Genomic DNA, 25,429 nt, shown 5'->3' with positions numbered 1-25,429 from the left:
CGCAAGCGGGGGAGGGAGCGTACCTCCTTCGTGGCCGCACCGATCCTAATCCGATCGAGGCCTACGCCGCGTAAATCGCGCGATGCTTCCTGCTGTCCAGCAGCGCCAGCACGGCATCGGCCGCCACCGGCCGGCTGATCAGATAGCCCTGCACCTCGCCGCAACTGATCTGGCGCAGATATTCGAGCTGGTCGGCGGTCTCGACGCCTTCGGCGACGACGCCGATGCGCAGGTCCCGCGCGAGCGAGATCACCGACTTCACGATGGCGGCGCAGTCCGGCTGCACCAGCACGTCGCTGATGAAGGACTGGTCGATCTTGATGCGGCTGAACGGCAGCTTGCGCAAATAGGTGAGCGAGGAGAAGCCAGTCCCGAAATCGTCGAGCGCCACGGTGACGCCGAGCTCCAGCAGCGCATTCAGGACTGATGCGGCCGAGCCGTATTTCGACAGCAGCATCGATTCCGTGATCTCGATCTCGAGCCGGCTGGGAGAGACCTTCGCATCGGCAAGCGCCTGCACGATGGTCTGGAGGACGCCGGTGTTGTGGAATTGCGCCGCTGAGAAATTCACGGCGACCCTAATCTCTTCAGGCCATTGCGCCACCGTCGCGCAGGCGCGGCGGATGACCCATTCGCCGATCTCGTGGATCAGTCCGGTCTCTTCCGCGATCGGTATGAATTCGCTCGGCGGCACCAGTCCGCGCACCGGATGCTGCCAGCGCAGCAGCGCCTCGAAGCCGGTGATGCGGTTGTCGCCAAGGTCGAGGAACGGCTGGAACACCAGGAACAGCTCGTCCCTCGCGATCGCGCCCGCGAGGTCCGATTGCAGCGCCTTGCGGTCGCGCGATACCCTGTCGTCGCTGGTCTCGAAAAAGCAGACCGTGCCGGCTCCCGCCTTCTTGGCACGATAGAGCGCGGCATCGGCATTCTTCATGACGTCAAGCGGCGTGGTGCCGTCGCGCGGCGCCAGTACGATGCCGACGCTGGTCGCGCCGACGATCTGGCGGCCCTCGATCTGGAACGGCTCGGTGAAAGCAGCAACGAAGCGCTCGGCGATCTCGAGCGCATCTTCCGGCCGCGCCAGATTGTTCATGACCAGCGCGAATTCGTCGCCGCCGATGCGCGCGACATGCTCGGCCGCGCGCGTGCAGCGTTGCAGGCGGCTTGCGACCTGGACCAGGAATTCGTCGCCGGCGGGATGACCGAACTGGTCGTTGACCTCCTTGAAGCGATCGAGGTCGAGCAGCAGCACCGCGAATTCCTCGCCGGACAATGCCAGTCGTTTGAGCGCGGCATCAAGCGTTTCGTTGAAGGCGACACGGTTGGGCAAATGGGTGAGGGGATCCTGCCGCACCGTGCGCTCCGCCTCGATCTGCCGCATCACGCGCCGCGCGAACGCGAACGAATTGACGAACACACCGCGCAGCAGCACGCTGCCGTAGACCACGACCAGGAAGGCGATCAGCAGGAAGGCGAGATCGCCGTTCCTGCCGAGGCAGATGGCGATGCCGAGGAAGATGGGCGCGGTGAAGGCGATGGCCGCGATCGGGATCGTGGCGAACGCCAGCGCGCCGCCCGCTAGCATGCCCGAGCACAGGCAGGTGATGACGAGCTGGCCGCCGGTCGAAGCATCGGCGAAGAAGGCGACCGGGACGATGCCCCAGGCCGCGCCAAGGATGAAGGCGTTGCGCACCAGCCGGTGCATGGCGCGCCGCGAGACGAATTGCGGCTTGGTGATACGGCGCGCGGCGTGGGATTGCACGCCGAATCCGATCGCGGCGCCGGCGACGATGACCGCCCAGATCAGGGCGGGCATCCTGTCCGGCGACTGCCACAGCGCGATGGCCAGCACGATGGCGTTGCAGGCATTGGCAAGCATGATGCCGACCGAATAGCCGAGCACCAGCGACATCTGCTCGGCCCGGATATGGCCGGCCACGGCCTCGTCGGTTGCGGGACCGCCAAAGGCCGACAGATCGCCGGCGAACAGCCGTGCGAAATAGCTGGTCGTTTGAGTCCGCATTCCAGAGCCTAGCAGCATCGGCCGATTGTCCGGCTAGAAGCGGAAAATTCGCTGCAAACCTTTGACGAACTATGAATTATCCATAGCTGCCGCGATCGGAATGAGCACTTCTACGTGTTCAAACGAAGGTATCGATAACAAATCGATACAAATGCGTGATGGCGGGGGGAATGTTCGCCGCTAACTCCGCTGTCATGCCCCGCGCAGGCGGGGCATCCAGTACGCCGCGGCCCCTCGATTCATCACAGCCGCCGCGGCGTACTGGATCGCCCGGTCCCGGCTCCGCCAAGGCTACGCCGAGGCCCACGCGGGCGCTCGGCACGCCGAGGCATCAGCGAAGGCAGCAAGCCGGGCGATGACAGCGGTGGTAGGGCGAGAGAGAGGCGCGGTCACCGCCCCAGCTGCTTCGGATCGTAATAAAACCGTTCCTCGATCAGCTGATCGCCCCGCCAGGTCTGCCACGCGATCTCGTCCAGTGTCCGCGTGACGCCCTCGGCATTGGTGAAGCTGAAGACCCAGCGGGTCGCGACGTGGTCGCCCTCGATCAGGCTCGGCCCGATACGCACGGCCTTGACGTCCTTGGACGCAGCCAGCACGCCGCGTTCCTTGGCGACGAGCTTGTCGCGGCCGACCGTCGGGGCAGCGTTGTTCTCGTAGGTCACGGCATCAGGCGTGCAGAACTGTTCGATGGCACCGATGAAGTCTCCGGCTTCCAGCCGCTGCGCAAACGCCTCGACAATGTCACGGCTCGGCATCGAACACCTCGCGATTAAAACCGACTGATAGTCGGTAAATACCGACCGGTGGTCGAAAAGTCAACTGGCCGCTTGCTGCGAATTCGATTAGACGAAACACATGGCGAAACAGGCGGAACGGCGCGCGGCGACGATGGAAGCGATCCTGACGGCGGCACGCCGCCTCTTCGGGAGCCGAGGATTCGCCGCCACCACCATGGACGAGATCGCCGAGGCCGCCCGCATTGCCAAAGGCGCGGTCTATCATCACTTCAAGACCAAGGAGGCGGTGTTCGAAGCCGTGTTCGACCAGGTCTCGCGCGACCTCGTCGTCGAGATCGACAGCACCGCGCGCGCCGAGAAGGACGTTCTCGCCGCCATGGTCGCCGGTACCCAGCACTACTTTGCGGCGACGGCAAAGGGCCCCACCGGCCAGATCATCTTGCGTGACGGGCCCGCGGTGCTCGGCTGGGAACGCTGGCGCGAGATCGACGCCAAGCACTTTGGCGGCAAGCTGCCGCGCGCGATCGCGGCGGCCATGGACGCCGGCCTGATCGCGCGCCAGCCGGTCGAGCCCCTGGCCCGGCTGCTGCTCGGCGCCGTCACGGAAGCCGCGGTCGCCTGCGCCGGGCGCGCCGATATCGCAAGGGCGGGTGCGGAATATGCCCGTGCGTTCAGGTCGCTGGTCGAGGCGCTGCGCCTGCGTGCATGATTGTGCTAAGTGACGAAACGGAAACGCCAACACCAACAAGAAGAACAGTAGCGCATGAACGCAAATTCCTCGCTCGCCCCGTCCGATCCCGAATTCGACTACATCATCGTCGGTGCCGGCTCGGCCGGCTGCGTGCTCGCCAACAGGCTCTCTGCGAACGGCAGGCACAGCGTGCTGCTGCTCGAGGCCGGCCCGAAGGATTCCAACATCTGGATCCACGTGCCGCTCGGCTACGGCAAGCTGTTCAAGGAGAAGAGCGTCAACTGGATGTATCAGACCGAGCCGGAGCCCGAGCTGAAGGGACGCCAGGTGTTCCAGCCGCGCGGCAAGACGCTGGGCGGCTCGAGCTCGATCAACGGCCTGCTCTATGTCCGCGGTCAACACGAGGACTACGACCGCTGGCGCCAGCTCGGCAACACCGGCTGGGGCTATGACGACGTGTTGCCCTACTTCAAGAAGGCCGAGAACCAATCCCGCGGCGCCGATCAATATCACGGCAGCGGCGGGCCGCTGCCGGTCTCCAACATGATCGTGACCGATCCGCTGTCGAAAGCCTTCATCGACGCCGCGGTCGAGACCGGTCTGCCCTACAACCCCGATTTCAACGGCGCCACGCAGGAAGGCGTCGGCCTGTTCCAGACCACGACGCGCAACGGCCGGCGCGCCTCGACGGCGGTGGCCTATCTCGGCCCGGCGAAGACCCGCAGCAATCTCAAGATCGAGACCTCCGCACACGCCCAGCGCGTCTTGTTCGAAGGGCGCCGCGCCGTCGGCGTTGAATATCGGCAAGGCGCGGCCTTGCGCCGCGCGCGGGCCCGCAAGGAGATCGTGCTGTCGAGCGGGGCCTACAACTCGCCGCAGCTGCTTCAGCTCTCCGGCGTCGGTCCCGCCGATCTCTTGCGCAAGCATGGCATAGACATCGTGCTCGATGCTCCCGGTGTCGGCCATGACCTCCAGGACCACATGCAGGTCCGCATCGTGATGCGGTGCTCGCAGAAGATCACGCTCAACGATACCATCAATCATCCGCTGCGCCGCACGATGGCCGGCGCGCGCTATGCGTTGTTCCGGAAGGGTTGGCTGACGATCGCGGCCGGCACGGCGGGCGCGTTCTTCAAGACCAGCCCGCGGCTGGCTTCGCCCGACATCCAGGTGCACTTCCTGCCGTTCTCGACCGACAAGATGGGCGAGAAGCTGCACGATTTCTCCGGCTTCACCGCCTCCGTGTGCCAGCTCCGGCCCGAAAGCCGCGGGACCTTGCGCATCAAAAGCGCCGACCCGACCGTGCCGCCGGAGATCCGCATCAACTACATGTCGACCGAGACCGACCGCACCACCAACGTCGAGGGCCTCAAGATCCTGCGCAAGATCCTGAACGCGCCGGCGCTGAAGCCGTTCGTCGCTGGCGAGGTCGACCCCGGCACGAAGGTATCCACGGATGCCGAGCTCCTGGATTTCTGCCGCGAGCGCGGCAGCACCATCTACCATCCGACCTCGACCTGTCGTATGGGCAATGACGCGCTCGCGGTGGTCGACCAGCGGCTGAAGGTGAGGGGGCTCGTCGGCCTTCGCGTTGTCGACGGCTCGATCATGCCGGACCTCGTGTCGGGGAACACCAACGCGCCGATCATCATGATCGCCGAAAAGGCCTCCGACATGATATTGGAGGATGCGCGTTAGAGCATGATCCGGAAGAGTGGGAACCGGTTTTCCGATAAGATCATGCTCAAACAAGATGACGCGTCTCGAAAGGATCAGGACTTGGCTACGCGATTCAAGATCGGCACCCGCAAGAGCGCGATGGCGCTGGCACAGACGGAAGAGATCGCGCGCCGCCTGACCGCCGCCGTGCCCGGTCTCGATATCGAGATCGTCAAGTTCGACACCACCGGCGATCTCGACCAGACCAGCAAGCTCCTGCCCCACGGCGGCAAGGGCGGCGCCTTCGTGGCGCAGATCCGCGCCGCCGTCCTGTCGGGCGAGCTCCAGGCGGCGATGCATTCGCTGAAGGACATGCCTGGCAACGAGGATACGCCCGGCCTTGTCATCGGCGCCACCTTGTCGCGCGATCCGCCCAGTGACGCGCTGGTGCTGCGCGGCGGCGTGACGCTGGAGGCGCTGCGCCAGTCCCGCGGCAAGGGTTTCAAGATCGGGACCAACGCTGTCCGCCGCGCCGCCTATGCGCGGCGCCTGTTTCCGGAGGTGGAGGTGATCCACTTCCGCGGCGCCGCCGACACGCGCGTGCGCAAGCTCGACAATGGCGAGAAGCAGCGCCTGCCGGATGGCGGTGCGGTGGGACCGGCCGATGCGCTGATCATGGCGCGGTCGGGCCTCGACCGCGTCGGTCTTTCCAGCCGCATCGCTTATGAATTCACCGTGGCGGAGATGCTGCCTGCGGCGGGGCAGGGCATCGTCGCGGTCGAATGCGCGGCGCAGGACTGGCAGACGCGGCAAATCCTTTCATCGATCGACGATCCCGCCGCGCATGCCTGCGCCGATGCCGAGCGCGAAGTGCTGTGGGTGCTCAACGGCCACTGCAATTCGCCGGTGGCCGGGTTCTCGACCATTGCCGGTGATCAGATGTCGCTGGCCGCATCCGTGCTCGACCTTTCCGGCAATACCATCATCGAAGCCTCACACTCAGGCCCCGCCAACCGTCCGCGCGAGCTCGGTCGTGCTGTGGGGCTGGATTTGTTGGCCAAAGGGGCCGCCGAGATCATCGAGCGCAGCCGGCCGCGCTGAGCCTGCCCGCGAGATCACAATCGGCGATGGTGCCATCCTGCGCCTGTTTTGCCCGACGTGTCAAACGCGCGGGGTGAGTCATGCCGGCCTAGACTTTTCAATGACTTGTCTACTGTGCATGGGGTTGTTTTCGCACTTTTTGTTTTGCCGCGCCCTACGGGGCGAAATAAATCAGCCCCGCACGCGCCTGATCATCTGCTCGACATGGGCGATCGGCGTTTCCGGCTGGATGCCGTGCCCGAGATTGAAGATCAGACGTCCCTGCGCAAAATTCGCCAGCACGTCGTCGACGGCGCGGTCGAGCGCGGCACCCCCAGTGATCAACACCAGCGGGTCGAGATTACCCTGCACGGCGACCTTGCTCTGCACACGCTCGCGGATGAAGGCCGGCTCCGCGGTCCAGTCGATGCTCACCGCGTTGACGCCGGTTGCCTCGACATAGGCCGGTAGCTGCGCGCCGGCACCGCGCGGGAAGCCGATGATCTTCGCATCCGGCACCTTCGCGCGCACGCCTTCGACGATGCGCCGCGTCGGCTCGATCGACCAGCGCGCGAACTCGGTGGGCGGCAGCACGCCGGCCCAGGTGTCGAAGATCTGCAAGGCATCGGCGCCGGCGGCGAGCTGCGCTAGCAGATATTCGACCGAGTTGTCGACCAGCACATCGATGATTTGCGCAAAGGCCTCCGGATGCCGGTAGGCCATCATTCGTGCCGGCGCCTGATCGGGCGTGCCGTGGCCGGCGACCATGTAGGTCGCCACCGTCCACGGCGCGCCGCAGAAGCCGATCAGGGCAACCTCGGGAGCGAGCGCGCCGCGCACGATCCGCAGCGCCTCGAACACCGGCGCGAGCTTGGAGAAGTCGGCGCGCGCGGCCAGCGTCGCAACCTTCGCCGGATCATCCAGCGGTTCGAGCCGCGGGCCTTCGCCGACCTCGAAACGCACGGAGCGGCCGAGCGCATAGGGGATCACCAGAATGTCCGAAAAGATGATCGCAGCATTGAAGCCGAACCTTCGGATCGGCTGCAGCGTCACCTCGGCGGCAAGCTCCGGGGTGAAGCAGAGATCGAGGAAGCCGCCGGCCTTGGCGCGCACCTCGCGATATTCCGGCAGGTAGCGGCCGGCCTGCCGCATCATCCACATGGGCGGGATGGCCTGGCGCTGGCCGGAGAGCACGTCGATGAAGGGCTTTGTCGCAGACTGGGGCACGAGCTGTCCTGATGCAGATTGAGGTTCCTGATACACCGTGGGAGGCCCGAGCGGAACAGGGGAACCAGCGCAAATGCGCCGCGTTGACCAGCCAATCGAGGAGGATCTCATGGCTCAGACATTCAACCCTGCGCCGCACGACAAGCACGCCGACGACCTGCGCGAAGCGCTCGCCGCCGATCGCAACGCCAAGCTCGATGACGGTCTGAAGGATACGTTCCCGGCCTCCGATCCCGTGAGCGCCGCGCAACCGACACCCTCGAAGGCGGATGCGGATGCCGAGCATCCCTCGCTCTGGAACAAAGTTAAGGCCATCTTCAGCTAGCCGGCGGGAGCCGGATTCCGATAAGCACGCTAATGTTCTGTTAGCAATGCGCTGACGCTTGCGTCCGTACGACTACGGGATCGCCGCGCATTGCTGCGGTAATTTCAGAGTTCAATAACAGAAGCGGCAGAGTTTCCGAACGATCGGAGAATTCTGCCGCATGAGTGCTGCGACCCAAAGAGCCGGATGGAGCCGTCTGCCGCTGCGCGCGGCCGCGTTCGTCGTGCTCACCTGCGCGACCATCCTTGGGGTCAGCGCCTGGCGCGAATGGGCCGCGCGCGATGCCGTGCTCAAGAGTGCCGAGACCGAGATGGCCAACGTAGCCCGCTCGCTGACACAGCATGCAGAGGACAGCCTCGATCTCCTGGATTCCGGCGTCGTCGGCGTCGTCAGCCGGCTGGAGATGGACGGCGCCGGCCCTGCCACGATCGCGAAGCTGCGTACCCTGCTGGAAGCGCGAAAGAAGGCCATCGAGCGCATTCACAGCCTCGGCATCATCGACGATCAGGGCAATTGGCTGACCTTGCCCGGCACGATCGGCTCGACCTTCAGCGACGACGCGTTCTTCCGTCATCACCAGCTCTCTCCGAAACGTGAGCCCCATGTCGGCCGTCCCGTGAAGAGCCTCCTGGACGGCGAATGGGTCGTCACCCTGTCGCGCCGCTTCAACAAGGCCGACGGCAGCTTCGGCGGCGTGGTGCTCGCGACCATCAGCTCGAAATATCTCTCCCATTTCTACGAGCAGTTCGAGATTGGCCGCAACAGCTCGGTGGCGCTGACGCACGGCGACGGCCTGATCGTCGCGCGCAACCCGAACAACGAAAAGTTCGTCGGACACAGTGTTGCCGACAAGCCGCTGTTCCGCGACGCTAGCCTGCAGCGGCCGGGCGGCGCCTATCATTTCAAGTCGCCGCTCGACGGCGCCCAGCGCGTCAGCTTCTTCAAGCGCAGCAGCCGCTACCCGCTGGTCCTGCTCGCCACCGTCGACAAGGACGAGTTGCTGGCGCCCTGGCGCGCGGCCGCAATCTCCCGCATGCTCTACGTGATCGCCCTGGTGATGCTGATCGCGATCATCGGTGCCATGCTGGTGCGGCAGTTGCAGCGGGGCCAGCGCATGGCCGCGGCCCTGATCGAGAAGGAGGCTCACTTCCGCCTGCTCGCGGAAGGCTCCAGCGACATGGTGACCCGCATCGGGCTCGACGAGCGGCTGCGCTATGTCTCGCCTGCGTCGGAGCGCCTCGTCGGCTGGCGCGCCAATCAACTGATCGGCACGCCTGCGCTCGCGGGCATCAATCCGGAGGATCTGCCGCAGGTCCAGGCGATCGTCGACGCCATGAAGCGTGGCGAGACGGAGGAGGCGCGCCTCGTCTATCGCAACGCGCACCGGGAGAACGGAGAAGTCTGGCTCGAATCGACCATGCGGGTGACGCGCAAGGACAATGGCCGCGTCGACGGCGTGGTGGCGATCTCGCGCGACATATCCGAACACAAGAAGCTGGAGACCAGGCTCGAGACCCTCGCGATCGAGGACAGCCTCACGGGCCTTGCCAACCGCCGCCGCTTCGACGAACGGCTGAAGGAGGAGTGGGCGCGTGCCTATCGCGACCGCTCCAGCCTCGCCTTGCTGATGATCGACGTCGACCACTTCAAGGCCTACAACGACGAATACGGCCATCCCGCGGGCGACGCCTGCCTCCGCGTGGTGGCGCAGATCATCGCGACCGAGATGCAGCGTCCCGGCGATCTGGCGGCGCGCTATGGCGGCGAGGAGTTCGCCATGCTGCTGCCGGACACCAATGCCGAAGGCTGCGCCCGGATCGGCAACCGGATCAGGCGGGCGATCCGCGAGGCGGGCCTCGTCCACACCACCAACCGTGCGACCGGTTGCGTCACCGCTTCGCTCGGAGGCGCGGCGTGCCGGCCGGTGCTGGAGCGCACAGCGGGCGTGGCCTCGCTCGTCGAGGCGGCCGATCAGGCGCTCTACGCCGCGAAGGAAGCCGGGCGCAACCGGTTGATGATGTCGGGCGAAGTGGCCAGCCTGATGCCCAAGGCGTCCGGCCAGTAGCTCATCTTTTTCAATAATGCGGCGGGCGCTCGTTGGCAGGGCCCGGCGCATTCGCCTCGGCCTCCTGGAGCCGTTCGCTCAGCTGTGCGATCTGCCGCGTCAGCGCATCGATCTGCTTCCACTGCGCCGTGATGGTCTGGTTCAGCGTCTCGATCGTGTCGTCCTGATAGGCAAGGCGCATCTCCAGCGTGTCGATTCGCTCGCTCAGCATCTTGATCTCATTCGTCACGGCAGTGCCCCTTGTCCGGTTCGCGCAGGCCAAGTTCTCGCAAGCCAAGTTCGCGCAATCCATGCCCGAGCGCGACGCGCTCGTCGAACACGAAGCATTCGCCGCGCCAGCGGCTCTGCGTCTCCGGCACCTGTTCCAGATATTTGAGGATGCCGCCCTTGAGGTGATAGACCTCGGCAAAGCCGCGCGCGAGCAGATGCGCGCTGGCCTTCTCGCAGCGGATGCCGCCGGTGCAGAACATCGCGATCCTGCGGTGCTTTGCCGGATCGAGCTGCGCGGCGGCAAAATCCTTGAACTGGCCAAAACTCTTGATGCCGGGATCGACCGCGCCCTCGAACGTGCCCATCGCCACCTCGAAGGCATTGCGGGTGTCGAGCAGCAGCGTATCGGGTGCCGCGATCAGCGCATTCCATTCGGCGGCGTCGACATAGGTGCCGACCTGCTTTGTCGGATCGGCGGCCGCATCGCCGAGCGTGACGATCTCCTTCTTCAGCCGCACCTTGAGCCGGCCGAACGGCATCGCCGCGGCGGTCGAGAATTTGAGTTCGAGATTGTCGAGCCGGCCGCCGAACATGTCGCCGTGCGCGAGCTCGTGAGCGAAGGCGCCGATCGCCTCCGGGGTGCCCGCGACAGTGCCGTTGATGCCCTCCTGGGCCAGCAGCACGCTCCCCTTCAGCGCCAGGCGAGCGCAGAACGCACGCAACGGTTCGCGCAGCTCGCGGTAATCCGGGAGGGCGGCGAATTGGTAGAAGGCGGCGACCTTGGTGACCGAATTGTTGTCAGACATGGCGGCTCGTTTAGCAGGCCGCCGGCGCTCGGAAAACCCGCATGGCTGAAAGCCGCGAACGGTCCATACGCCCAGCGGATGGCAGCCATTTCATTGGTATGCCAGCATTGCTCCGGCCGGCCGGAATATGTCATGTAGGCCGGGTTTTTCCGAGATGGCGCGCCGTCGCGCCGGATGTCCAAGAAAGCAAGAATTCGCATGAGAAACTTCCATTTCCCCGGCAGGTCCACGGTCCACGCCACCAATGCGATGGTGGCGACCTCGCATCCGCAGGCTTCGCTCGCCGCGATCGAGGTGCTGCGCGAGGGCGGCACGGCGGTGGACGCAGCGGTCGCCGGCTCGGCCGTGCTCGGTGTGATCGAGCCGCAATCGACCGGCATCGGCGGCGACTGCTTCGCACTGATCCAGCCGCGGGGCGAGGGCAAGATCATCGCCTATAATGGCTCCGGCCGCGCGCCGAAGGCGGCGAACGCCGACTGGTATCTCGAGCGCAAGATCAATTCCATCCCGCTGACCTCGGCGCATGCGGTGTCGATCCCCGGCGTGGTCGATGCCTTTGCCACCGTGCTGCGCGATCACGGCAAGTTCGGCTTCGACCGGCTGCTGCAGCCCGCGATCAAGGCGGCGGAAGAGGGCTACGTCGTCGCGCCGCGCATCGCCTTCGACTGGAAGAACCAGTTCGAGAAGCTGAAGGGTGGTACCAACACCGTGCGTTACCTGCTGCCGGGCGGCAAGCCGCCGGTGGCCGGCGACGTCATCCGCCAGGCAGAGCTCGGCAAGACCCTGCGCGCGATCGCCAAGGATGGCCGCGACGCCTTCTACAAGGGCCCGATCGCGGAGGACATGGTCGAGACCCTGCGCGGGATCGGCGGCCTCCACACGCTCGATGATTTCGCTGCGCATACGACGGAAGTGACCACGCCGATCGGCACCATGTACAAGGGCTATGACGTCTGGCAGTGCCCGCCGAACGGACCCGGCGTGACCATGCTGCTGATGCTGAACATCCTGTCGCGGTTCGATCTGACCAAGTTCGCACCGCTCAGCGTCGAGCGCTTCCACCTCGAGGCGGAGGCTGCGCGCATCGCCTACATGAATCGCGAGATGCATGTCGCTGCCCCCGATCATATGAAGATCAACGTCGCCGAGATGCTCGCCAAGGGCTTTGCCGACGAGTACATCAGCAAGATCCGGATGGACGGCATGCTCGAGCTGCCGAATGTCGCGCCGCCGATGAATCCGTCGACCATCTACATCACGGTGGTGGACAAGGACCGCAACGTCTGCTCGTTCATCAACTCGATCGCCCATTCCTTCGGTTCGGCGATCGTCTCCAACAAGACCGGTGTCCTGTTCCAGAACCGAGCCGGCGGATTCCGCATCCAGCCGGGCCATCCCAACTGCATCGCAGGCGGCAAGCGCCCGCTGCATACGATCATGCCGAGCCTGCTCACCAAGGGTGGCCGTTCCGTGATGCCGTTCGCCGTGATGGGCGGACAGTATCAACCGACCGGCCAGACGCATGTGCTGACCAACATCCTCGACTATGGCTGCGACGTGCAAGAGGCGATCGATATGCCGCGCGGCCTGCATTACGAGGGCCAGTATCAGCTCGAGGACAGCGTGCCCGCCGCGATCGTCGAGGGCCTGAAGAAGCTCGGCCACAAGACCACCAGTGTGGTCGGTCCGCTCGGCGGTGCCCAGGCGATCTGGATCGACTGGGACAAGGGCACACTCACCGGCGGTTCCGATCCGCGCAAGGACGGTTGCGCGCTGGGCTATTGAGCGCCCGCGCGGTTCCCCGCACAGATCAGGAAAAGTTGACGAAGGGCGGCGCGGCATTTGCTGCGTCGCCCTTTCTCGTTCGGAACGGAGCTCATTGCTTCAGGTTAAGGGGCGATGAGCGGTGCAGGCGTGCGCTGCTTGGTTTGAAGCAGCGGAGGCCGTCCATGTCCGATAAATCAAGTTCCAGAGCATCCGCATTCGATCGGCGCGCCTTCATGGCCGGCGTCGCTGGGAGCGCGCTCGTACCGATGACGGCGCGTGCCGCCACGCAGGACGCGAATGCGCCGGTCGCACAAGATCCGGCGCTTCCTGTCGAGGTCACCCTCCACGTGAACGGCAAGGACAAGCGCCTGAGCATCGATGCGCGAACCACTGTGCTCGACGCGCTGCGCGAACAGCTCAAGCTCACCGGCAGCAAGAAGGGATGCGATCACGGCCAGTGCGGCGCCTGCACGGTGCTGATCGGCGACCGGCGCGTGGTGTCGTGTCTGACGCTCGCACTTGCGGCCGAAGGCCAGGAGATCACGACGATCGAAGGCCTCGCCACCGACGACCGCCTGCATCCGATGCAGCAGGCCTTCATCGACAACGACGCGTTCCAGTGCGGCTATTGCACGCCCGGCCAGATCATGTCTGCCGTCGCCTGCGTCAAGGAGGGGCATGCAAGCAACGAGGCGGACATCCGCGAATATATGAGCGGCAATATCTGCCGCTGTGCCGCCTATCCCAACATCGTCGCCGCCGTGAAGCAGGCCGCGCCCGAGATCATGAAAGGCTAGGCGCATGCGACCGTTTTCGTATCAGAGGGCAACAGACCCTGACATGGCCGTGCAGGCGCTCAGCGCCGCCGCGGCCGCGAACAATCCGCTGACACAGGCCCCTGCGCAGCCGCTCGCCGGCGGCACCACGCTGATCGATCTGATGAAGCTGGATGTGATGCGGCCGGCCGCGATCGTCGATATCAATCCGCTCGCGCGCGACTGGTCGGCGATCGAGCCGAAGGATGACGGCCTGCGGCTCGGCGCGCTCGCGAAGATGTCCGACGTCGCCGCGCATGACGGCATCCAGCGCAACTATCCGGTGATTGCCAATTCGCTGAAGCTCGCGGCGAGCGCCCAGCTGCGCAATATGGCGACGCTCGGCGGCAACGTGATGCAGCGAACGCGTTGCAGCTATTTCCGCGATGTTTCCTATGAGAACTGCAACAAGCGCCATCCCGGCTCCGGTTGCGCCGCGATGGACGGCGTCAACCGCATGCATGCCGTGCTCGGCGTCTCCGACCAGTGCATCGCGACCTATCCAGGCGATTTCGCCCAGGCGCTGATCGCTCTCGATGCCATTGTCGAGATCACGGGCAAGGCCGGCACGCGCAGCATGCCGTTTGCCCAGCTTCACAAGACGCCGGGCAGTACGCCCGACATCGAAACCACGCTTCAGCCCGGTGAGCTGATCTCGGCCTTCGCGGTGCCAGGACGCTGGCCGCGCTCGGTGTATCTCAAGGCGCGCGACCGGCAATCCTACGAGTTCGCGCTGTCCTCGGCTGCGGTCGCGCTCGACGTGCAGGACGGCACGATCAGGGACGCGCGCGTCGCGCTCGGCGGTGTCGCCACTGTGCCCTGGCGGGCGCGCGAAGCGGAGGCGCTGCTCAAGGGGCAAAAGTTCGACGAAGCCCTTGCGCAGCGCGTCGCCGATGCCGCTTTCGCAGATGCCAGGGGGCGGCGGCACAACAGCTTCAAGATCGCGCTCGGCAAGCGCGTGGTGGCACGCGCGCTCCAGCAGGCCGTAACGATGGAGATCTGATCATGACCGCTGCTGCTCCGGAGCCGAAGACGAACATGGGCCAGCCCGTGCCGCGCTATGACGCGGCCGTAAAGGTGACTGGACGCGCGACCTATGCGTCCGACATGCCGCTCGCCGACCCCGCCTATGCATTCCTCGTCACCAGCGCCATCGCCAAGGGGCGGGTCGATCGCTTCGATCTCGATGACGCCAGGCGTGTCCGCGGCGTGATCGACATCGTCACCCACGAGAACGCACCGAAGCTGAAGGACTCGAAGCTCTTCAGCAATGGCGGCTATGCGGGCACGACGATCCAGCCGTTGAAATCGGCCGACATTGCCCATGACGGCCAGATCATTGCGGTGGTCGTTGCCGAGAGCTACGAGGCGGCGCGCGAGGCCGCCAACCGGGTCAAGGTCAGCTACACGGCCACTACGCCAAGCGCGACCTTCGACTCGCCCGGAACGACCACGGCGGCAGCGAAGGGACAGAATGCCCAGTTCAAGGAAGACCCGAAGGTCGGCGATTTCGCCAAGGCGTTCGACGAGGCCGAGGTCAAGCTGACGGCGTCCTACGACACACCGACGCAGCATCACAATCCGATGGAGCTGTTCTCGACGAGCTGCGCCTGGATGGGCGACAACCTCGTCATCTACGAGCCGAGCCAGTTCGTCTACGGCCTGAAGAACGGCGTCGCTGAACAGCTCGGCATCGACGCCGACAAGGTCCGGGTGGTCAACCCCTATGTCGGCGGCGGCTTCGGCTCGCGCGGCTCGATGACGCCGCGCACCGCCATCATCGCCGCTATCGCAAAACGCGTGAACCGTCCGATCAAGCTGGTCCCGACCCGCGACCAGGGCTTTACCATCACCACCTATCGCGCCGAGACCCGCCACGAGATCAAGCTTGGTGCGCGTCGCGACGGCAAGCTGGTCGCGCTCAGGCACGAGGGCGCCGAGGTCTCTTCGCGCCCCGATCCCTATTGCGTCGGCGGCACCAAGACGACGACGCGGCTCTATGCCTGTCCGAATGTCGACAGCCTCGTCTCGATCGTGCGCGCCGATCGCAACACGCCCGGCTTCATGCGCTCGCCACCGGAGGTGCCGTATCTGTTCGCGCTGGAAAGCGCGATGGACGAGCTGGCGGTGGAGCTGAACATGGATCCGATCGAGCTCCGCCGCATCAACGACACCACCGTTGAGCCGATCAGCGGCAAGCCCTATACGTCGCGGTCGCTGATGGCCTGCTTCGACGAGGCCGCCAAGGCCTTCGGCTGGGCGCAGCGCTCGCCTCAGCCGAAATCGATGTCGGATGGCGACTGGCTGATCGGTTATGGCTGTGCCACCACCTGCTATCCGACGCACATGGGGCCATCCGCCGCGCGCGTGCGCCTCCAGCGCGATGGCCGCACCCGTGTGGAGATCGCCGGCCACGAGATCGGGACCGGCGCCTACACCGTCATCGCCCAGACCGCCGCCGAGCGGCTCGGCGTGCCGCTCGAGAAGGTCGCCGTCTTCATCGGCGACAGCGATCTGCCACCGGCGCCGGTTGCCGGAGGCTCGAATTCGACGGCCAGCACCTGCTCCGTGGTGATGATGGTGTGCGACCAGATCCGCCAGCGCCTGTTCAAGGCGGTGATGCCGAGCCAAAGCCTGACCGACAAGGCCAAGGAGACCGTGGGTATCGGCCAGACGCCGGCCACGCAGGCGGCGAAGGGCGACCGCGCGCTCGACCTGGAGAAAGCCTTCGACGCGCTCGGTGTCGGCGTCGTCGAGGAATATGGCGAGTGGAAGCCGGAAGACGCGCCGCTGGATTCCTTCCGCGCCATGCACAGCGGCCAGGTGCGGCTGGTCGGTGGCCACGCCATGAAAGACCAGATCGCCTATGCCTTCGGTGCGGAGTTCGTCGAGGTCCGCGTCAACCGCTTCACGCACGAAATCCGTGCGCCCCGTCTGGTCGGCGCGTTCGCGGCAGGCCGCATTATGAACCCGCGCACCGCGCGGAGCCAGCTGATGGGCGGGCTGATCTGGGGTATGTCGTCGGCGCTGCTCGAGGCCACCGAGATCGACGAACGCAATGCGCGCTACGTCAACGACAACTTCGCGGATTACCTCGTGCCCGTGAATGCGGACGTGCCCAGCGTCGAGGTCATCATGCTCTCCGAGCAGGACGATCGCATCAATCCGGCAGGTGCGAAGGGCCTCGGCGAGCTTGCCAATGTCGGCACCAATGCGGCGGTCTGCAATGCGATCTATCACGCCACGGGCCAGCGCATCCGCAAGCTGCCGGTCCGGCTGGAAAATATCGAGGTGTGAGGGGTGGAAACCTCACCCGCGTTGCGCTAGACACCTCCCGCTTCAAACGGAAGGTGCCTAATGCAGCGTTTCCAGCGCGCACTCCTCGCCCTGATGTCGGCACTCGCGATCACCGTGATCGCCGGCGTGTCGCATTTCGTTTCCACCACGGCCTCGGCCCAGACTGCAGGAAAGACCATGACCACAGCTTCAGGCTTGCAGATCATCGACAGCGTCGCCGGCACTGGCGCTTCGCCAAAGCCGGGCCAGATCTGCGTGATGCACTACACCGGCTGGCTCTACGAGAACGGCCAGAAGGGCAAGAAATTCGACTCGTCCGTCGATCGCAACGAGCCGTTCGAATTCCCGATCGGCAAGGGCCGTGTCATCGCCGGCTGGGACGAGGGCGTTGCCTCGATGAAGGTCGGCGGCAAGCGTACGCTGATCATCCCGCCGCAGCTGGGCTACGGCGCCCGCGGTGCCGGCGGCGTGATCCCGCCGAACGCGACGCTGATGTTCGACGTGGAATTGCTCGCGGTAAAATAGTTTGCGCCGTCCATCCCGGGTTCGTGCCGCGCATCGCCCCGGGATGACTGAGCCATACGGGTTTGCTCGCGAAAGCATGGTCTCATGACTATGAGGGCTCCGATTTTGCTGTGGCTCGTGGGCGCGGCTTTGGGTTAGTTTGCCGCCCAAGGAACCAACAGAAAGCAAGTCCCATGACCGGCCATGACCACACGCATTCGCACCATGCACACGATCACGAAGATCGCTGGAAACATGACGGCGTGCGCGTCATTCCCGGCAACCAGCTCGATACGAACGTGCCGTCGACGGCAGGCATGGACCGCGCGGCCGCGATCAATTTCGCGCGCGTCGGCGCCCAGAAATTGTGGGCGGGTACGGTCAGCATCAAGCCCGATGCCAAGACCGGCGCGCATCACCACGGCCATCTCGAAAGCGTCATCTATGTGGTGAAGGGCAAGGCGCGGATGCGCTGGGGCGAGCGTCTGCAATTCACCGCGGAGGCCGGGCCCGGCGATTTCATTTTCGTCCCGCCCTACGTCCCGCATCAGGAGATCAACGCCAGCCCCGACGAGGTGCTGGAATGCGTATTGGTGCGCAGCGACGGCGAGGCGGTCGCGATCAACCTCGATATCGAGCCGGTCGAGAAGCCCGAGACCGTGCTGTGGATCGACCCCGTGCACCGCGATCCCAACGAGAAGAAGTAAGGCCGTCCGAGGAGCGAGGTTCGGTGCGACAGAACCTCGCAGCGGGAAGACCAAAAAATATTCGGAAGCCGTGTCGGATGACCGCCGGCTGGTCCGTCCTTGGGCAGAACCCCCGCCAAGGAGCTTCTGATGCCCAAGATGATCTTCGTCAATCTGCCGGTGACCGACCTTAAGCGCGCCACTGCCTTCTACGAGGCGATTGGCGCGGTCAAGAACCCGCAATTCAGCGATGAGACAGCGAGCTGCATGGTCTTTTCCGAGACCGTTTTCGCCATGCTGCTGACCCACGACAAATTCCGTCAGTTCACGCCGAAGCCGATCGCGGATGCCAAGACCTCGAACCAGGTGCTGTTCTGCCTGTCCGCGGACAGTCGCAGCGATGTCGATGATATTGTCGGCAAGGCCGAGGCTGCGGGCGGGGTGGCCGATCCCAGTCCGAAGGACGAATACAGCTTCATGTACGGGCGCAGCTTCGAGGATCCGGATGGTCATATGTGGGGTGTGAACTGGATGGATCTCGCGGCCGCCCCTCTGCAGCCCGAGATGGCGAACGCCTGATCGCGGCCCCAGAACACAACAGGAGCATTCAATGTCCAAGGTCACGCCTTGCCTGTGGTTCAACGGTGACGCTGAACAAGCCGCCAACTTCTACGTCTCCCTGCTGCCCGACTCCAAGATCGTGCATGTCCAGCACAACGTCTCCGATGGGCCCTCCGGCAAGCAGGGTTCGGTGCTCGTCGTCGAGTTCACGCTCGGCGGGCAGCGCCTGGTCGCGCTGAATGGCGGAATGAAGATGGAGTATACCCACGCGCTGTCGCTGATGATCAATTGCGACGACCAGGCCCAAGTCGACAGCGTCTGGAACGCTTTCCTCGCCCATGGCGGAAAGGAAGAGCAGTGCGGCTGGCTCAGGGATCGCTGGGGGGTAGCCTGGCAGGTGGTGCCGAAGGCGATGTTCGAGTTCCTGTCGAGCCCGGACAAGGCCGCGGCCGCGCGCGCCATGCAGGCCATGATGAAGATGGTCAAGTTGGATGTCGACGCGTTGCGTCGCGCGTTCGAGGGCAAGTCGGCGGCGTGACGTCAACATAGGTGCCGTAGGGTGGGCAAAGGCGCTTGCGCCGTGCCCACCATTGTTCTCAAGATGGGAGAGAAGCGGTGGGCGCGCTTCGCTTCGCCCACCCTACGAGACTGTGCCTCCGCGAGGCGCCTCAATAATTGATCCGCAGCCCCACGCCGCCATGGATGGTGTTGCCGACCGGCTGCGGGCCCAGCGTGCCGTTGGCGAAGAGATCCACGATCCAGCCCTTTTGCAGGCGGAAGCCGAGGCGGCCGCCATATTCGAACCAGCCCTGGGTGCCCATGATCGGAACCACCACGCCGTTGCCGGTCACGGTCGCCACGATGCCGCTGTGGCTGGCGAACGACTGCACCCAGCCGCCGTTGATATTGGCCTCGATGTTGCTGCCGTAGAGATGCGTCCACTGGCCGCCGATCTTGACCAGGCTGGTGCGGTCGGTACCGGTCGCAATCGTGGCGTCGAACGGATTGAAGCCCACTGCGCTATCGGTGTAGCCCGACACGCGCTGCCAGAGCTGCCAGACCTCGACTGAGGCCGCGACCTCGTCGCGCGGCGACAGGCGGCTGATCCAGCCGGCGCGACCATAGACGGCGTAGTTCGAAGCGTTGGTCGAGCCGGTCACGCTCACAGGGCCGAGGCTGGTATCATAGCTGCGTGTGTACCGCGCCTTCTCCCACGGCGTCAGGATCGTGCCGACGTCGAAGAACGGGCGCGACGAGCCCCAGTCGGTGAAGTCATAACGTAGCGCGAAGGCGCCGATCGGTGCGCTCGTGATCTTGTAGCCGCCCTCGTTGTAGTGCGTGTAGGCGATGCCGGCGAGCAGCGACAGATTGTTGGTCAGCTCCTTGCGGCCGTGGATGCCAGCGGAGAACGAGCCGGCCGAGCCGAACGCGCTGATGCAGTCGCTGCAATTGATCTGCTCGTTGACGCCGAGCAGTACCGTGCCGAGCACGCTGTTGGTGATCATCTGGTTGAAGCGCTGATTGGCAAGGCCGCCGATCGAATTGCCGCTGGAATCCGCGCCGGTCGGCGTCGGGCTTGGCGATGGATTCGGGCTCGGCGCGGACGCAGGATCCGGGGTCGGCGAGGGCGACGGAGAGGGGCTCGGCGAGGGGGAGGGTGACGGAGAATAGGTCGGCGTTGGGGACGGCGAATAGGTCGGGTCAGGCGTCGGCTCACCGCATTCGGATCCGCACGTCGCCTGGGCTGCCGCCGGTCGAATGTCCAGCGCAAAGGCAAGCGCAGCCAAGGCGGCCAGCGCGCCAGCGAGAACCCAGCGCTTCAAGCGGAGTTTCACCATTGTCACCGCCCGCACAGCATGCCGTCGTCTTGGACGGCAGGCGTGATGGTCGGCGAGGCGGTGGCATATTGATTGACGGCGCAAAGCCCAGCGCTCGCTGCGCAGTTGGCGGCAAACGTCCAGGGCGGTGTGTTGGTCTTGGTGATGCCGACCTTGCCACCGGTCGAGGTGATGATGGCGGTGTCGCCGGGCTGGGTGAGCTGCACGCACTGGGAGCTCTTCGTGCAGACGCTGGCCGCGCCTTCCTGAAGCACGATGACGGAGCGGCCGCGTTGCGAGAGGATGTCGAGCGTGGTGCCGCGCACGCCGATGGTCGCGAGCGGGGTCGTGATCTTGTAGGCGGCCTTGTCGGAGTGCCCGGTGACGAAGCGGAAGGCGCCGGTGGTCATGCGGATCGCGACGTCGCGATAGCTGTGCTCGTCGTTGAAGACGGTGCGGTCGAGCTTCAGCGTGGCGCTCGGGCCCAGCGACAGGTTGGTGCTGTCGGCCATGACGAAGCGCGCTGCGCTGTCGGCGCCGGTGCGCACGGTCTCGTCGCGCAGCATGCTGTCGCCGACATTGATCGGCGTGGTGGTCACGGCCACGCGCACCACTTCGTTCTGGATCACGACGGCTTCGCCAACGCGCGTCTGCGCCTGCGCGCGAGGGCCTGCGCACAATGCGGCCGACAACAGAGAGGGGAAAAGCCAGAAACGCAAATTCATTTCGCAACCGATCGATATGTCCCTGATCGTACCGGATCGCGCGCACTTGCGATGTGGCGGAATTATCACAAGGGGCGCGGGACGTGCGTTATGCTTAGTGACAGTCGCGGCAGAATGCGTTCAATGAAGATCGCGATCTCCTTTTTTGTCCGCGGTGACGCCAATTTGCCACGCAAAACATCTCCACAGCCGACGCTCGAATTATCCGCGGTTCCAAAGATGTCGCGGAGCGCAGTGATTGCCGTCGCGATTTTCCTGGTTGCTCATCTCGCGTTGCTGATCGGTCTCGCGACGCCGGAGAAGTTCGTCTTCGACGAGGTGCATTATGTGCCGGCGGCGCGGCAGATGCTGACGCCTGTGATGTCGGAGCCGATGCTCAATCCAATGCACCCGCCGCTGGGCAAGGAGCTGATCGCGGCATCGATCGCAGCCCTTGGCGACAACGCGTTTGGCTGGCGCTATCCGGCGACCTTGTTCGGCGCGCTCGCGGTCGTCGCGATCTATCTGTGCGGTCTTGCGCTGTTCTCCGCGCAAGGGCCCGCGATCGCAGCCGCGCTCATCGCGGGCAGCAACCAGATGCTCTACGTGCAGGCGCGTATCGCCATGCTCGACATCTTTGCGCTCGGCTTCGGCCTGCTCGCGACCGCCGCCTTCATGCATGGTTTTCGAAGAGAGCGGCCGCATGCGCTGTTCGCGCTCACGGGCAGCCTGTTTGGCTGTGCTGCGGCCTGCAAATGGAGCGGCCTGTTTCCACTGGGCGTCTGCATCGTTATCGTTGCGGTGATCCGCCTGATGCAGGGCTGGCGCACGCAGTTTGCCGACGCCAGGCCGAGCGACTGGTATCGGCCCGATCTCTGGGCCGGTTTTCGGGTGCAGCATGCCGCGCTCTGCTTCGCCGTCCTGCCGGCCTTGACGTATCTTGCCGCTTTCGTTCCGCTCTACGGATTGTCGGTGCCGGATCTGATCGAGGCGCAGCGGCGAATCTTCACCGACAACACCACGACCGCGATCGCCGGCCACACCTATATGAGCGCGTGGCCATCCTGGCCGTTGCTCATCCGCCCGGTCTGGTTCCTGTTCGACAAGACGACGGAGGACAACATTGCCGCGATCGTCTTCCTCGGCAATCCGCTGGTGTTATGGCCGGCGCTGCTCGCGCTCACTGTGGTGCTACGCGATTTCATCGTGGCGCGGCGCTGGGATGCATTCCTGATCGCGGCGTTCTATTTCGGTCCCTGGCTCGCCTGGGCCTTGCTGCCGCGCACGCTGGGTTTCATCTATTACTATTTGCCGGCCGCGACCGCGGCGTCGCTTGCGCTGGTCTATGTGCTGCGCCGGGAGGGGCTGCCGCGCTGGCTGCTGTGGGCCTATGTCGGCGTCGCCGCGGCCGGCTTTGCGCTTCTGCTGCCGATCTCCGCGGCCTTCGTCGGCACCTCCATGCGAACCTTCGGCCGGCTGATGTTGTTCCAGAGCTGGATATGACATCGCCGCCTGCCGGATTAGAGCAGGCGGCGCGTTTCGTCAGGCGTAACTTGGAGATCACTTCGACGCGGTCTTGGTGTCCATGTTCACGACCTGGACGCGGCGGTTGATCGGGTCGGCGCCGTTGGCGGCGTCCTTCAGCTTGGTCTCGCCGTAACCGACGGTGACGAGATCGGCGCTGTTCAGGCCGTAGTTCTGCACCAGGTACTTCTTGATGGTGTCGGCGCGCCGTTCGGAGAGGCCCTGGTTGTACTGTTCGCCGCCGATCGTGTCGGTGTGGCCGGCGACCACGAAGGTCGAACCTTTGAGCGCCGGATCGGACAGAGCCTTGCCGAGCGCTTGCACCGATGCCACCGACGTCTTGGCGATCTCAGCCGAGTTGTAGTCGAACTGGATCTCCAGATCGATCTTCGGCTTGGTCGCCGCGAGCTCTGCAATCTGCTCGCGTTCGCCCGTCGATAGCGACCGGGTCGAGCGGTTGCGCACGGTGTTGAGGAAGGTCGATTCCTTGGCCTGCGCGGCGGTATCGACCTGCGGCCCAACGGACAGGCCACGAGTTACCGGCTTCGGCTTCAGTGCATCCAGGATCTGGCCCGCGGAGACGTTGTTGTCGCCGGCCAGGGCAAGGCTCGCCGTCATCGACAGGGCCGCGGAGAGAGTAATCGCCTTCAGTCCGAAAAATTTATCAAAACGGGTCATTGTCGTATCCTCGCTGTTACGCCTGATGGCGATTTGATGTTGCGAGCTTAGGGAAGGTTCAAAGACCCTGATGTGATCCTTGTCACATTCGAAGCCACGAGCCGGAGGTCACAGTGTTGGTTTGTGGGTTGCGCCGAACCAGCTCACCGACCATTCCCGGAAATCCGCGTTCACCGATCGTCGCAAAGGCGTCGCCCCACGGCCCGCCTACGAACAAGAATTCGTCCAGATGCGCGCCTAGCAGGTTTTGATCATTCAATAATTCGTCCGCGAGGGAGCCGAGTTCCATCCAGTGCCGAGGCCGAGCGATTACCAGCGTGACTACCAGTTCTATCGCAGCGGCCCGCCGGATCGGACAATGTTCCTGAGCTCAATGCCCATCTATATCGGCGCGGCGATGATCGCGGTGGCGATCCTTCTGTCGACATTGATCACGGGGCTGACCTCCCGCTATGTCGGCCTGGAAGGGCCGGCCGAGGATAACATGTGGCTGGTCGATCGTCTCACCGGCAGCGTCTATCGCTGCCAGTCGGAGGGGCGCGGCAAGGCCTCGTGCGAGCCGGACACTGCCACCGGCAGCCTTGGGGAGCGCCCAAAAGCCGCACGCTAGGAGCGGCTATCGCTGCGCCGCAGCAACGAAAATGTCTTCTCCCTGAAAACTTGTCGCTGAAGAATGGCTCTTGCGTTGGCCGGCATGACGCCGGTTTTGTTCTACGGAGGAGACATTCGATGAAGATGTTGCTTTCGGCCGTTGTGCTCGCCGCGTTCGCGGTCTCGCCGGCTTCTGCGGCAAAGATGCAGCCCTGCACAGGCGAGGCCATCGGCAAGTCCATGACCGCGATGGGAACCGTGGATTCGCCCGCCAAACAGGCGATGGCCAAGGAAATGGCTGCGGCCAACAGCGAGATGAGCAAAGGCAATATGCGCGCCGCCTGCAAGCATTACATGCAGGCGCAGAAGATGAGCGCAAAATAATTTGCTCCATTTCGCCGACAGATCGCGCTGTCAGCAGATGGCAGCGCGGTTTTCTTTGCCTCTCTTGTTTGCCTCGGCGCGAATCCCGCTACATTGCTTTCCGCAATGTCCCCGAAACCTCTTCCCCTCTCGACGATACAGGCCCGGCAGATCTGGCTACATGCACAGCGGCTGGGCGAGCGCGCCCCGTTCGGCGACGGCGCGCAGGCCGTCGCGGACGCGGTCGCTCATCTCGGTTATGTGCAGATCGACACCATCAACGTGATCGAGCGCTGCCACCACCACATCCTGTTCAGCCGTATCCCGTCCTACCGCCGCGCCGATCTTCGCCATGCCCAGAGCGTCGACCGAAGTGTGTTCGAATACTGGACGCATGCGCTGTCCTACGTGCCGGCGAGCGACTTCCGTTTCTTTCTGCCGGCGATGCGCGAGCACCGGCGCGAGGGCCATAAATGGTTCGCTTCGGTGCAGCCGGCCGACACGCGCAAGGTGATGCGGCTGCTGCGCGCCGGCCCGCTGACGATCCGCGACATCGAGGACGACGTGCTCGTCGAGAAGGAGCATTTGTGGCAGAGCCGCAAGCCCTCGAAGCGGGCCTTGCAGCTCGCCTTCTACACCGGCGCCGTGACCATCAGCGCGCGTCAGGGCATGCTCAAGACCTATGAACTGATGACGCGGCATTTCGGCTGGGACAAGCTGCCGAAGCCCGCGTCGGCGAAGGAGATCACGGCCTATCTGCTCGAGCGCGCGCTGCGCTCGCAGGGCGTGGTGAGCCTGGATTCGATCTGCCATCTCGATGCGCCGCGCAAAAAGGCGGTGGCGGGCCTGGTCGCCTCGCGCGTGCGCCGCGGCGAGCTCGTGCCTGTCGCGATCGACGGCGCGGGCAAGCAGGAGCATTGGGCCACGCCGGGCGCGCTGGAGCTGGGTGAGCGGGCATCGCCGGATCTCGTCCATATCCTGTCGCCGTTCGATCCGCTGATCATCCAGCGCAAGCGCACCAATCTCATCTTCGGCTACAACCATCTGTTCGAAGCCTATGTGCCGAAGGCCAAGCGCAAGCTCGGCTATTTCGCGCTGCCCGTCCTGGTCGGCGACGAGATCGTTGCCGCGCTCGACCTCAAGACGGACCGGCAGGCGAAGAAGCTCCTGATGCAGAAATGGACTTGGGTCGGCGAGGGCAAGAAGACCGCAGGCCGCAAGGAGCTCAAGCGCAAGATCGAGGACGAGCTCGATCGCTTCGAGCGGTTTCAATTGGCGGAGTGAACACTGCTCGCCACG

The 25,429-nt window shown here is 64.8% G+C and carries 25 protein-coding genes; 17 read left to right on the top strand and 8 right to left on the bottom strand.

Translation table 11 applies throughout. The features are described from left to right. Nucleotides 1-61 precede the first annotated feature (61 nt). Nucleotides 62-2,023 (bottom strand): putative bifunctional diguanylate cyclase/phosphodiesterase, encoded by a 1,962-nt coding sequence (locus tag XH85_RS35945; RefSeq protein ID WP_128935680.1) that lies wholly within the window; start codon nt 2,021-2,023, stop codon nt 62-64. A gap of 389 nt (nt 2,024-2,412) precedes the next feature. Continuing rightward, nucleotides 2,413-2,778, bottom strand: coding sequence for a nuclear transport factor 2 family protein (locus tag XH85_RS35940; RefSeq protein ID WP_128935679.1), 366 nt, complete (start codon nt 2,776-2,778; stop codon nt 2,413-2,415). 100 nt (nt 2,779-2,878) lie between these two features. On the opposite strand from XH85_RS35940, the gene XH85_RS35935 reads away from it, so the two are divergent. The 3 genes from XH85_RS35935 to hemC all read left to right on the top strand — a co-directional run bounded on the left by XH85_RS35935 (nt 2,879) and on the right by hemC (nt 6,211). Continuing rightward, nucleotides 2,879-3,469 carry a TetR/AcrR family transcriptional regulator gene (locus XH85_RS35935; RefSeq protein ID WP_128935678.1) on the top strand — a complete coding sequence of 197 codons (591 nt, stop codon included), beginning with the start codon at nt 2,879-2,881 and terminating at the stop codon, nt 3,467-3,469. A gap of 54 nt (nt 3,470-3,523) precedes the next feature. Next, nucleotides 3,524-5,149 carry a GMC family oxidoreductase gene (locus tag XH85_RS35930; protein WP_128935677.1) on the top strand — a complete coding sequence of 542 codons (1,626 nt, stop codon included), beginning with the start codon at nt 3,524-3,526 and terminating at the stop codon, nt 5,147-5,149. Nucleotides 5,150-5,230: 81 nt separating this feature from the next. Continuing rightward, a complete protein-coding gene (gene hemC / locus XH85_RS35925) occupies nt 5,231-6,211 on the top strand; it encodes a hydroxymethylbilane synthase (protein WP_128935676.1) in 981 nt (326 codons plus the stop codon). A gap of 171 nt (nt 6,212-6,382) precedes the next feature. Here the strand turns inward: hemC and hemE are convergent, their stop codons facing one another. Next, nucleotides 6,383-7,417 carry a uroporphyrinogen decarboxylase gene (hemE, locus tag XH85_RS35920; protein ID WP_128935675.1) on the bottom strand — a complete coding sequence of 345 codons (1,035 nt, stop codon included), beginning with the start codon at nt 7,415-7,417 and terminating at the stop codon, nt 6,383-6,385. Between the two features lie 109 nt (nt 7,418-7,526). Here hemE and XH85_RS35915 point away from each other — a divergent pair, with 109 nt between their 5' ends. Next, nucleotides 7,527-7,742, top strand: coding sequence for a hypothetical protein (locus tag XH85_RS35915; RefSeq protein WP_091898984.1), 216 nt, complete (start codon nt 7,527-7,529; stop codon nt 7,740-7,742). A gap of 160 nt (nt 7,743-7,902) precedes the next feature. Continuing rightward, nucleotides 7,903-9,807 carry a diguanylate cyclase domain-containing protein gene (locus XH85_RS35910; protein WP_128935674.1) on the top strand — a complete coding sequence of 635 codons (1,905 nt, stop codon included), beginning with the start codon at nt 7,903-7,905 and terminating at the stop codon, nt 9,805-9,807. Between the two features lie 10 nt (nt 9,808-9,817). On the opposite strand, the gene XH85_RS35905 is transcribed toward XH85_RS35910, so the two are convergent. Together XH85_RS35905 and trhO are read right to left on the bottom strand one after the other, a co-directional pair. Next, nucleotides 9,818-10,018 (bottom strand): SlyX family protein, encoded by a 201-nt coding sequence (locus XH85_RS35905; protein WP_206734280.1) that lies wholly within the window; start codon nt 10,016-10,018, stop codon nt 9,818-9,820. Nucleotides 10,019-10,025: 7 nt separating this feature from the next. Beyond that, a complete protein-coding gene (gene trhO / locus XH85_RS35900; RefSeq protein ID WP_128935672.1) occupies nt 10,026-10,823 on the bottom strand; it encodes an oxygen-dependent tRNA uridine(34) hydroxylase TrhO in 798 nt (265 codons plus the stop codon). Nucleotides 10,824-11,021: 198 nt separating this feature from the next. On the opposite strand from trhO, the gene ggt reads away from it, so the two are divergent. From ggt to XH85_RS35860, 8 genes are all read left to right on the top strand, one after another. After that, nucleotides 11,022-12,608 carry a gamma-glutamyltransferase gene (gene ggt, locus XH85_RS35895; protein WP_164939182.1) on the top strand — a complete coding sequence of 529 codons (1,587 nt, stop codon included), beginning with the start codon at nt 11,022-11,024 and terminating at the stop codon, nt 12,606-12,608. Between the two features lie 164 nt (nt 12,609-12,772). Beyond that, nucleotides 12,773-13,387 carry a (2Fe-2S)-binding protein gene (locus tag XH85_RS35890; RefSeq protein ID WP_128935670.1) on the top strand — a complete coding sequence of 205 codons (615 nt, stop codon included), beginning with the start codon at nt 12,773-12,775 and terminating at the stop codon, nt 13,385-13,387. A 4-nt stretch (nt 13,388-13,391) separates the two neighbouring features. Next, nucleotides 13,392-14,408 (top strand): FAD binding domain-containing protein, encoded by a 1,017-nt coding sequence (locus XH85_RS35885; RefSeq protein WP_128935669.1) that lies wholly within the window; start codon nt 13,392-13,394, stop codon nt 14,406-14,408. 2 nt (nt 14,409-14,410) lie between these two features. Further along, entirely contained in the window at nt 14,411-16,702 is a 2,292-nt protein-coding gene (locus XH85_RS35880) for a xanthine dehydrogenase family protein molybdopterin-binding subunit (protein WP_128935668.1), read from the top strand. A gap of 60 nt (nt 16,703-16,762) precedes the next feature. Further along, a complete protein-coding gene (locus tag XH85_RS35875; RefSeq protein ID WP_091898973.1) occupies nt 16,763-17,227 on the top strand; it encodes an FKBP-type peptidyl-prolyl cis-trans isomerase in 465 nt (154 codons plus the stop codon). Between the two features lie 173 nt (nt 17,228-17,400). Beyond that, nucleotides 17,401-17,913, top strand: a complete 513-nt coding sequence (locus XH85_RS35870) for a cupin domain-containing protein (RefSeq protein ID WP_128935667.1) — start codon at nt 17,401-17,403, stop codon at nt 17,911-17,913. 129 nt (nt 17,914-18,042) lie between these two features. Further along, nucleotides 18,043-18,471 (top strand): VOC family protein, encoded by a 429-nt coding sequence (locus tag XH85_RS35865; RefSeq protein ID WP_128935666.1) that lies wholly within the window; start codon nt 18,043-18,045, stop codon nt 18,469-18,471. 31 nt (nt 18,472-18,502) lie between these two features. Further along, nucleotides 18,503-18,991, top strand: a complete 489-nt coding sequence (locus XH85_RS35860) for a VOC family protein (RefSeq protein ID WP_128935665.1) — start codon at nt 18,503-18,505, stop codon at nt 18,989-18,991. A gap of 130 nt (nt 18,992-19,121) precedes the next feature. Here the strand turns inward: XH85_RS35860 and XH85_RS35855 are convergent, their stop codons facing one another. Next, nucleotides 19,122-20,291 carry a hypothetical protein gene (locus XH85_RS35855; RefSeq protein WP_164939183.1) on the bottom strand — a complete coding sequence of 390 codons (1,170 nt, stop codon included), beginning with the start codon at nt 20,289-20,291 and terminating at the stop codon, nt 19,122-19,124. Between the two features lie 2 nt (nt 20,292-20,293). Further along, entirely contained in the window at nt 20,294-20,995 is a 702-nt protein-coding gene (locus XH85_RS35850; protein ID WP_164939184.1) for a FecR family protein, read from the bottom strand. Nucleotides 20,996-21,046: 51 nt separating this feature from the next. On the opposite strand from XH85_RS35850, the gene XH85_RS35845 reads away from it, so the two are divergent. After that, a complete protein-coding gene (locus XH85_RS35845; protein WP_128935662.1) occupies nt 21,047-22,477 on the top strand; it encodes a phospholipid carrier-dependent glycosyltransferase in 1,431 nt (476 codons plus the stop codon). A 57-nt stretch (nt 22,478-22,534) separates the two neighbouring features. Here the strand turns inward: XH85_RS35845 and XH85_RS35840 are convergent, their stop codons facing one another. Continuing rightward, nucleotides 22,535-23,176 carry an OmpA family protein gene (locus XH85_RS35840; RefSeq protein ID WP_091898980.1) on the bottom strand — a complete coding sequence of 214 codons (642 nt, stop codon included), beginning with the start codon at nt 23,174-23,176 and terminating at the stop codon, nt 22,535-22,537. A gap of 373 nt (nt 23,177-23,549) precedes the next feature. Here XH85_RS35840 and XH85_RS35835 point away from each other — a divergent pair, with 373 nt between their 5' ends. The 3 genes from XH85_RS35835 to XH85_RS35825 all read left to right on the top strand — a co-directional run bounded on the left by XH85_RS35835 (nt 23,550) and on the right by XH85_RS35825 (nt 25,414). Continuing rightward, the gene (locus XH85_RS35835) at nt 23,550-23,786 is read left to right on the top strand and encodes a hypothetical protein (RefSeq protein WP_128937546.1); all 237 of its coding nucleotides are present in this window, start codon (nt 23,550-23,552) and stop codon (nt 23,784-23,786) included. 119 nt (nt 23,787-23,905) lie between these two features. Then, nucleotides 23,906-24,151 carry a hypothetical protein gene (locus tag XH85_RS35830; RefSeq protein ID WP_128935661.1) on the top strand — a complete coding sequence of 82 codons (246 nt, stop codon included), beginning with the start codon at nt 23,906-23,908 and terminating at the stop codon, nt 24,149-24,151. Between the two features lie 105 nt (nt 24,152-24,256). Continuing rightward, nucleotides 24,257-25,414, top strand: coding sequence for a winged helix-turn-helix domain-containing protein (locus tag XH85_RS35825; RefSeq protein WP_128935660.1), 1,158 nt, complete (start codon nt 24,257-24,259; stop codon nt 25,412-25,414). Nucleotides 25,415-25,429 lie beyond the last annotated feature (15 nt).

The sequence above is a fragment of the Bradyrhizobium zhanjiangense genome, from assembly GCF_004114935.1.
GTDB classification, from domain to species: domain Bacteria; phylum Pseudomonadota; class Alphaproteobacteria; order Rhizobiales; family Xanthobacteraceae; genus Bradyrhizobium; species Bradyrhizobium zhanjiangense.
Note: the sequence above shows the minus strand (reverse complement) of the source record. Positions and strands in the feature narration are given on the sequence as shown.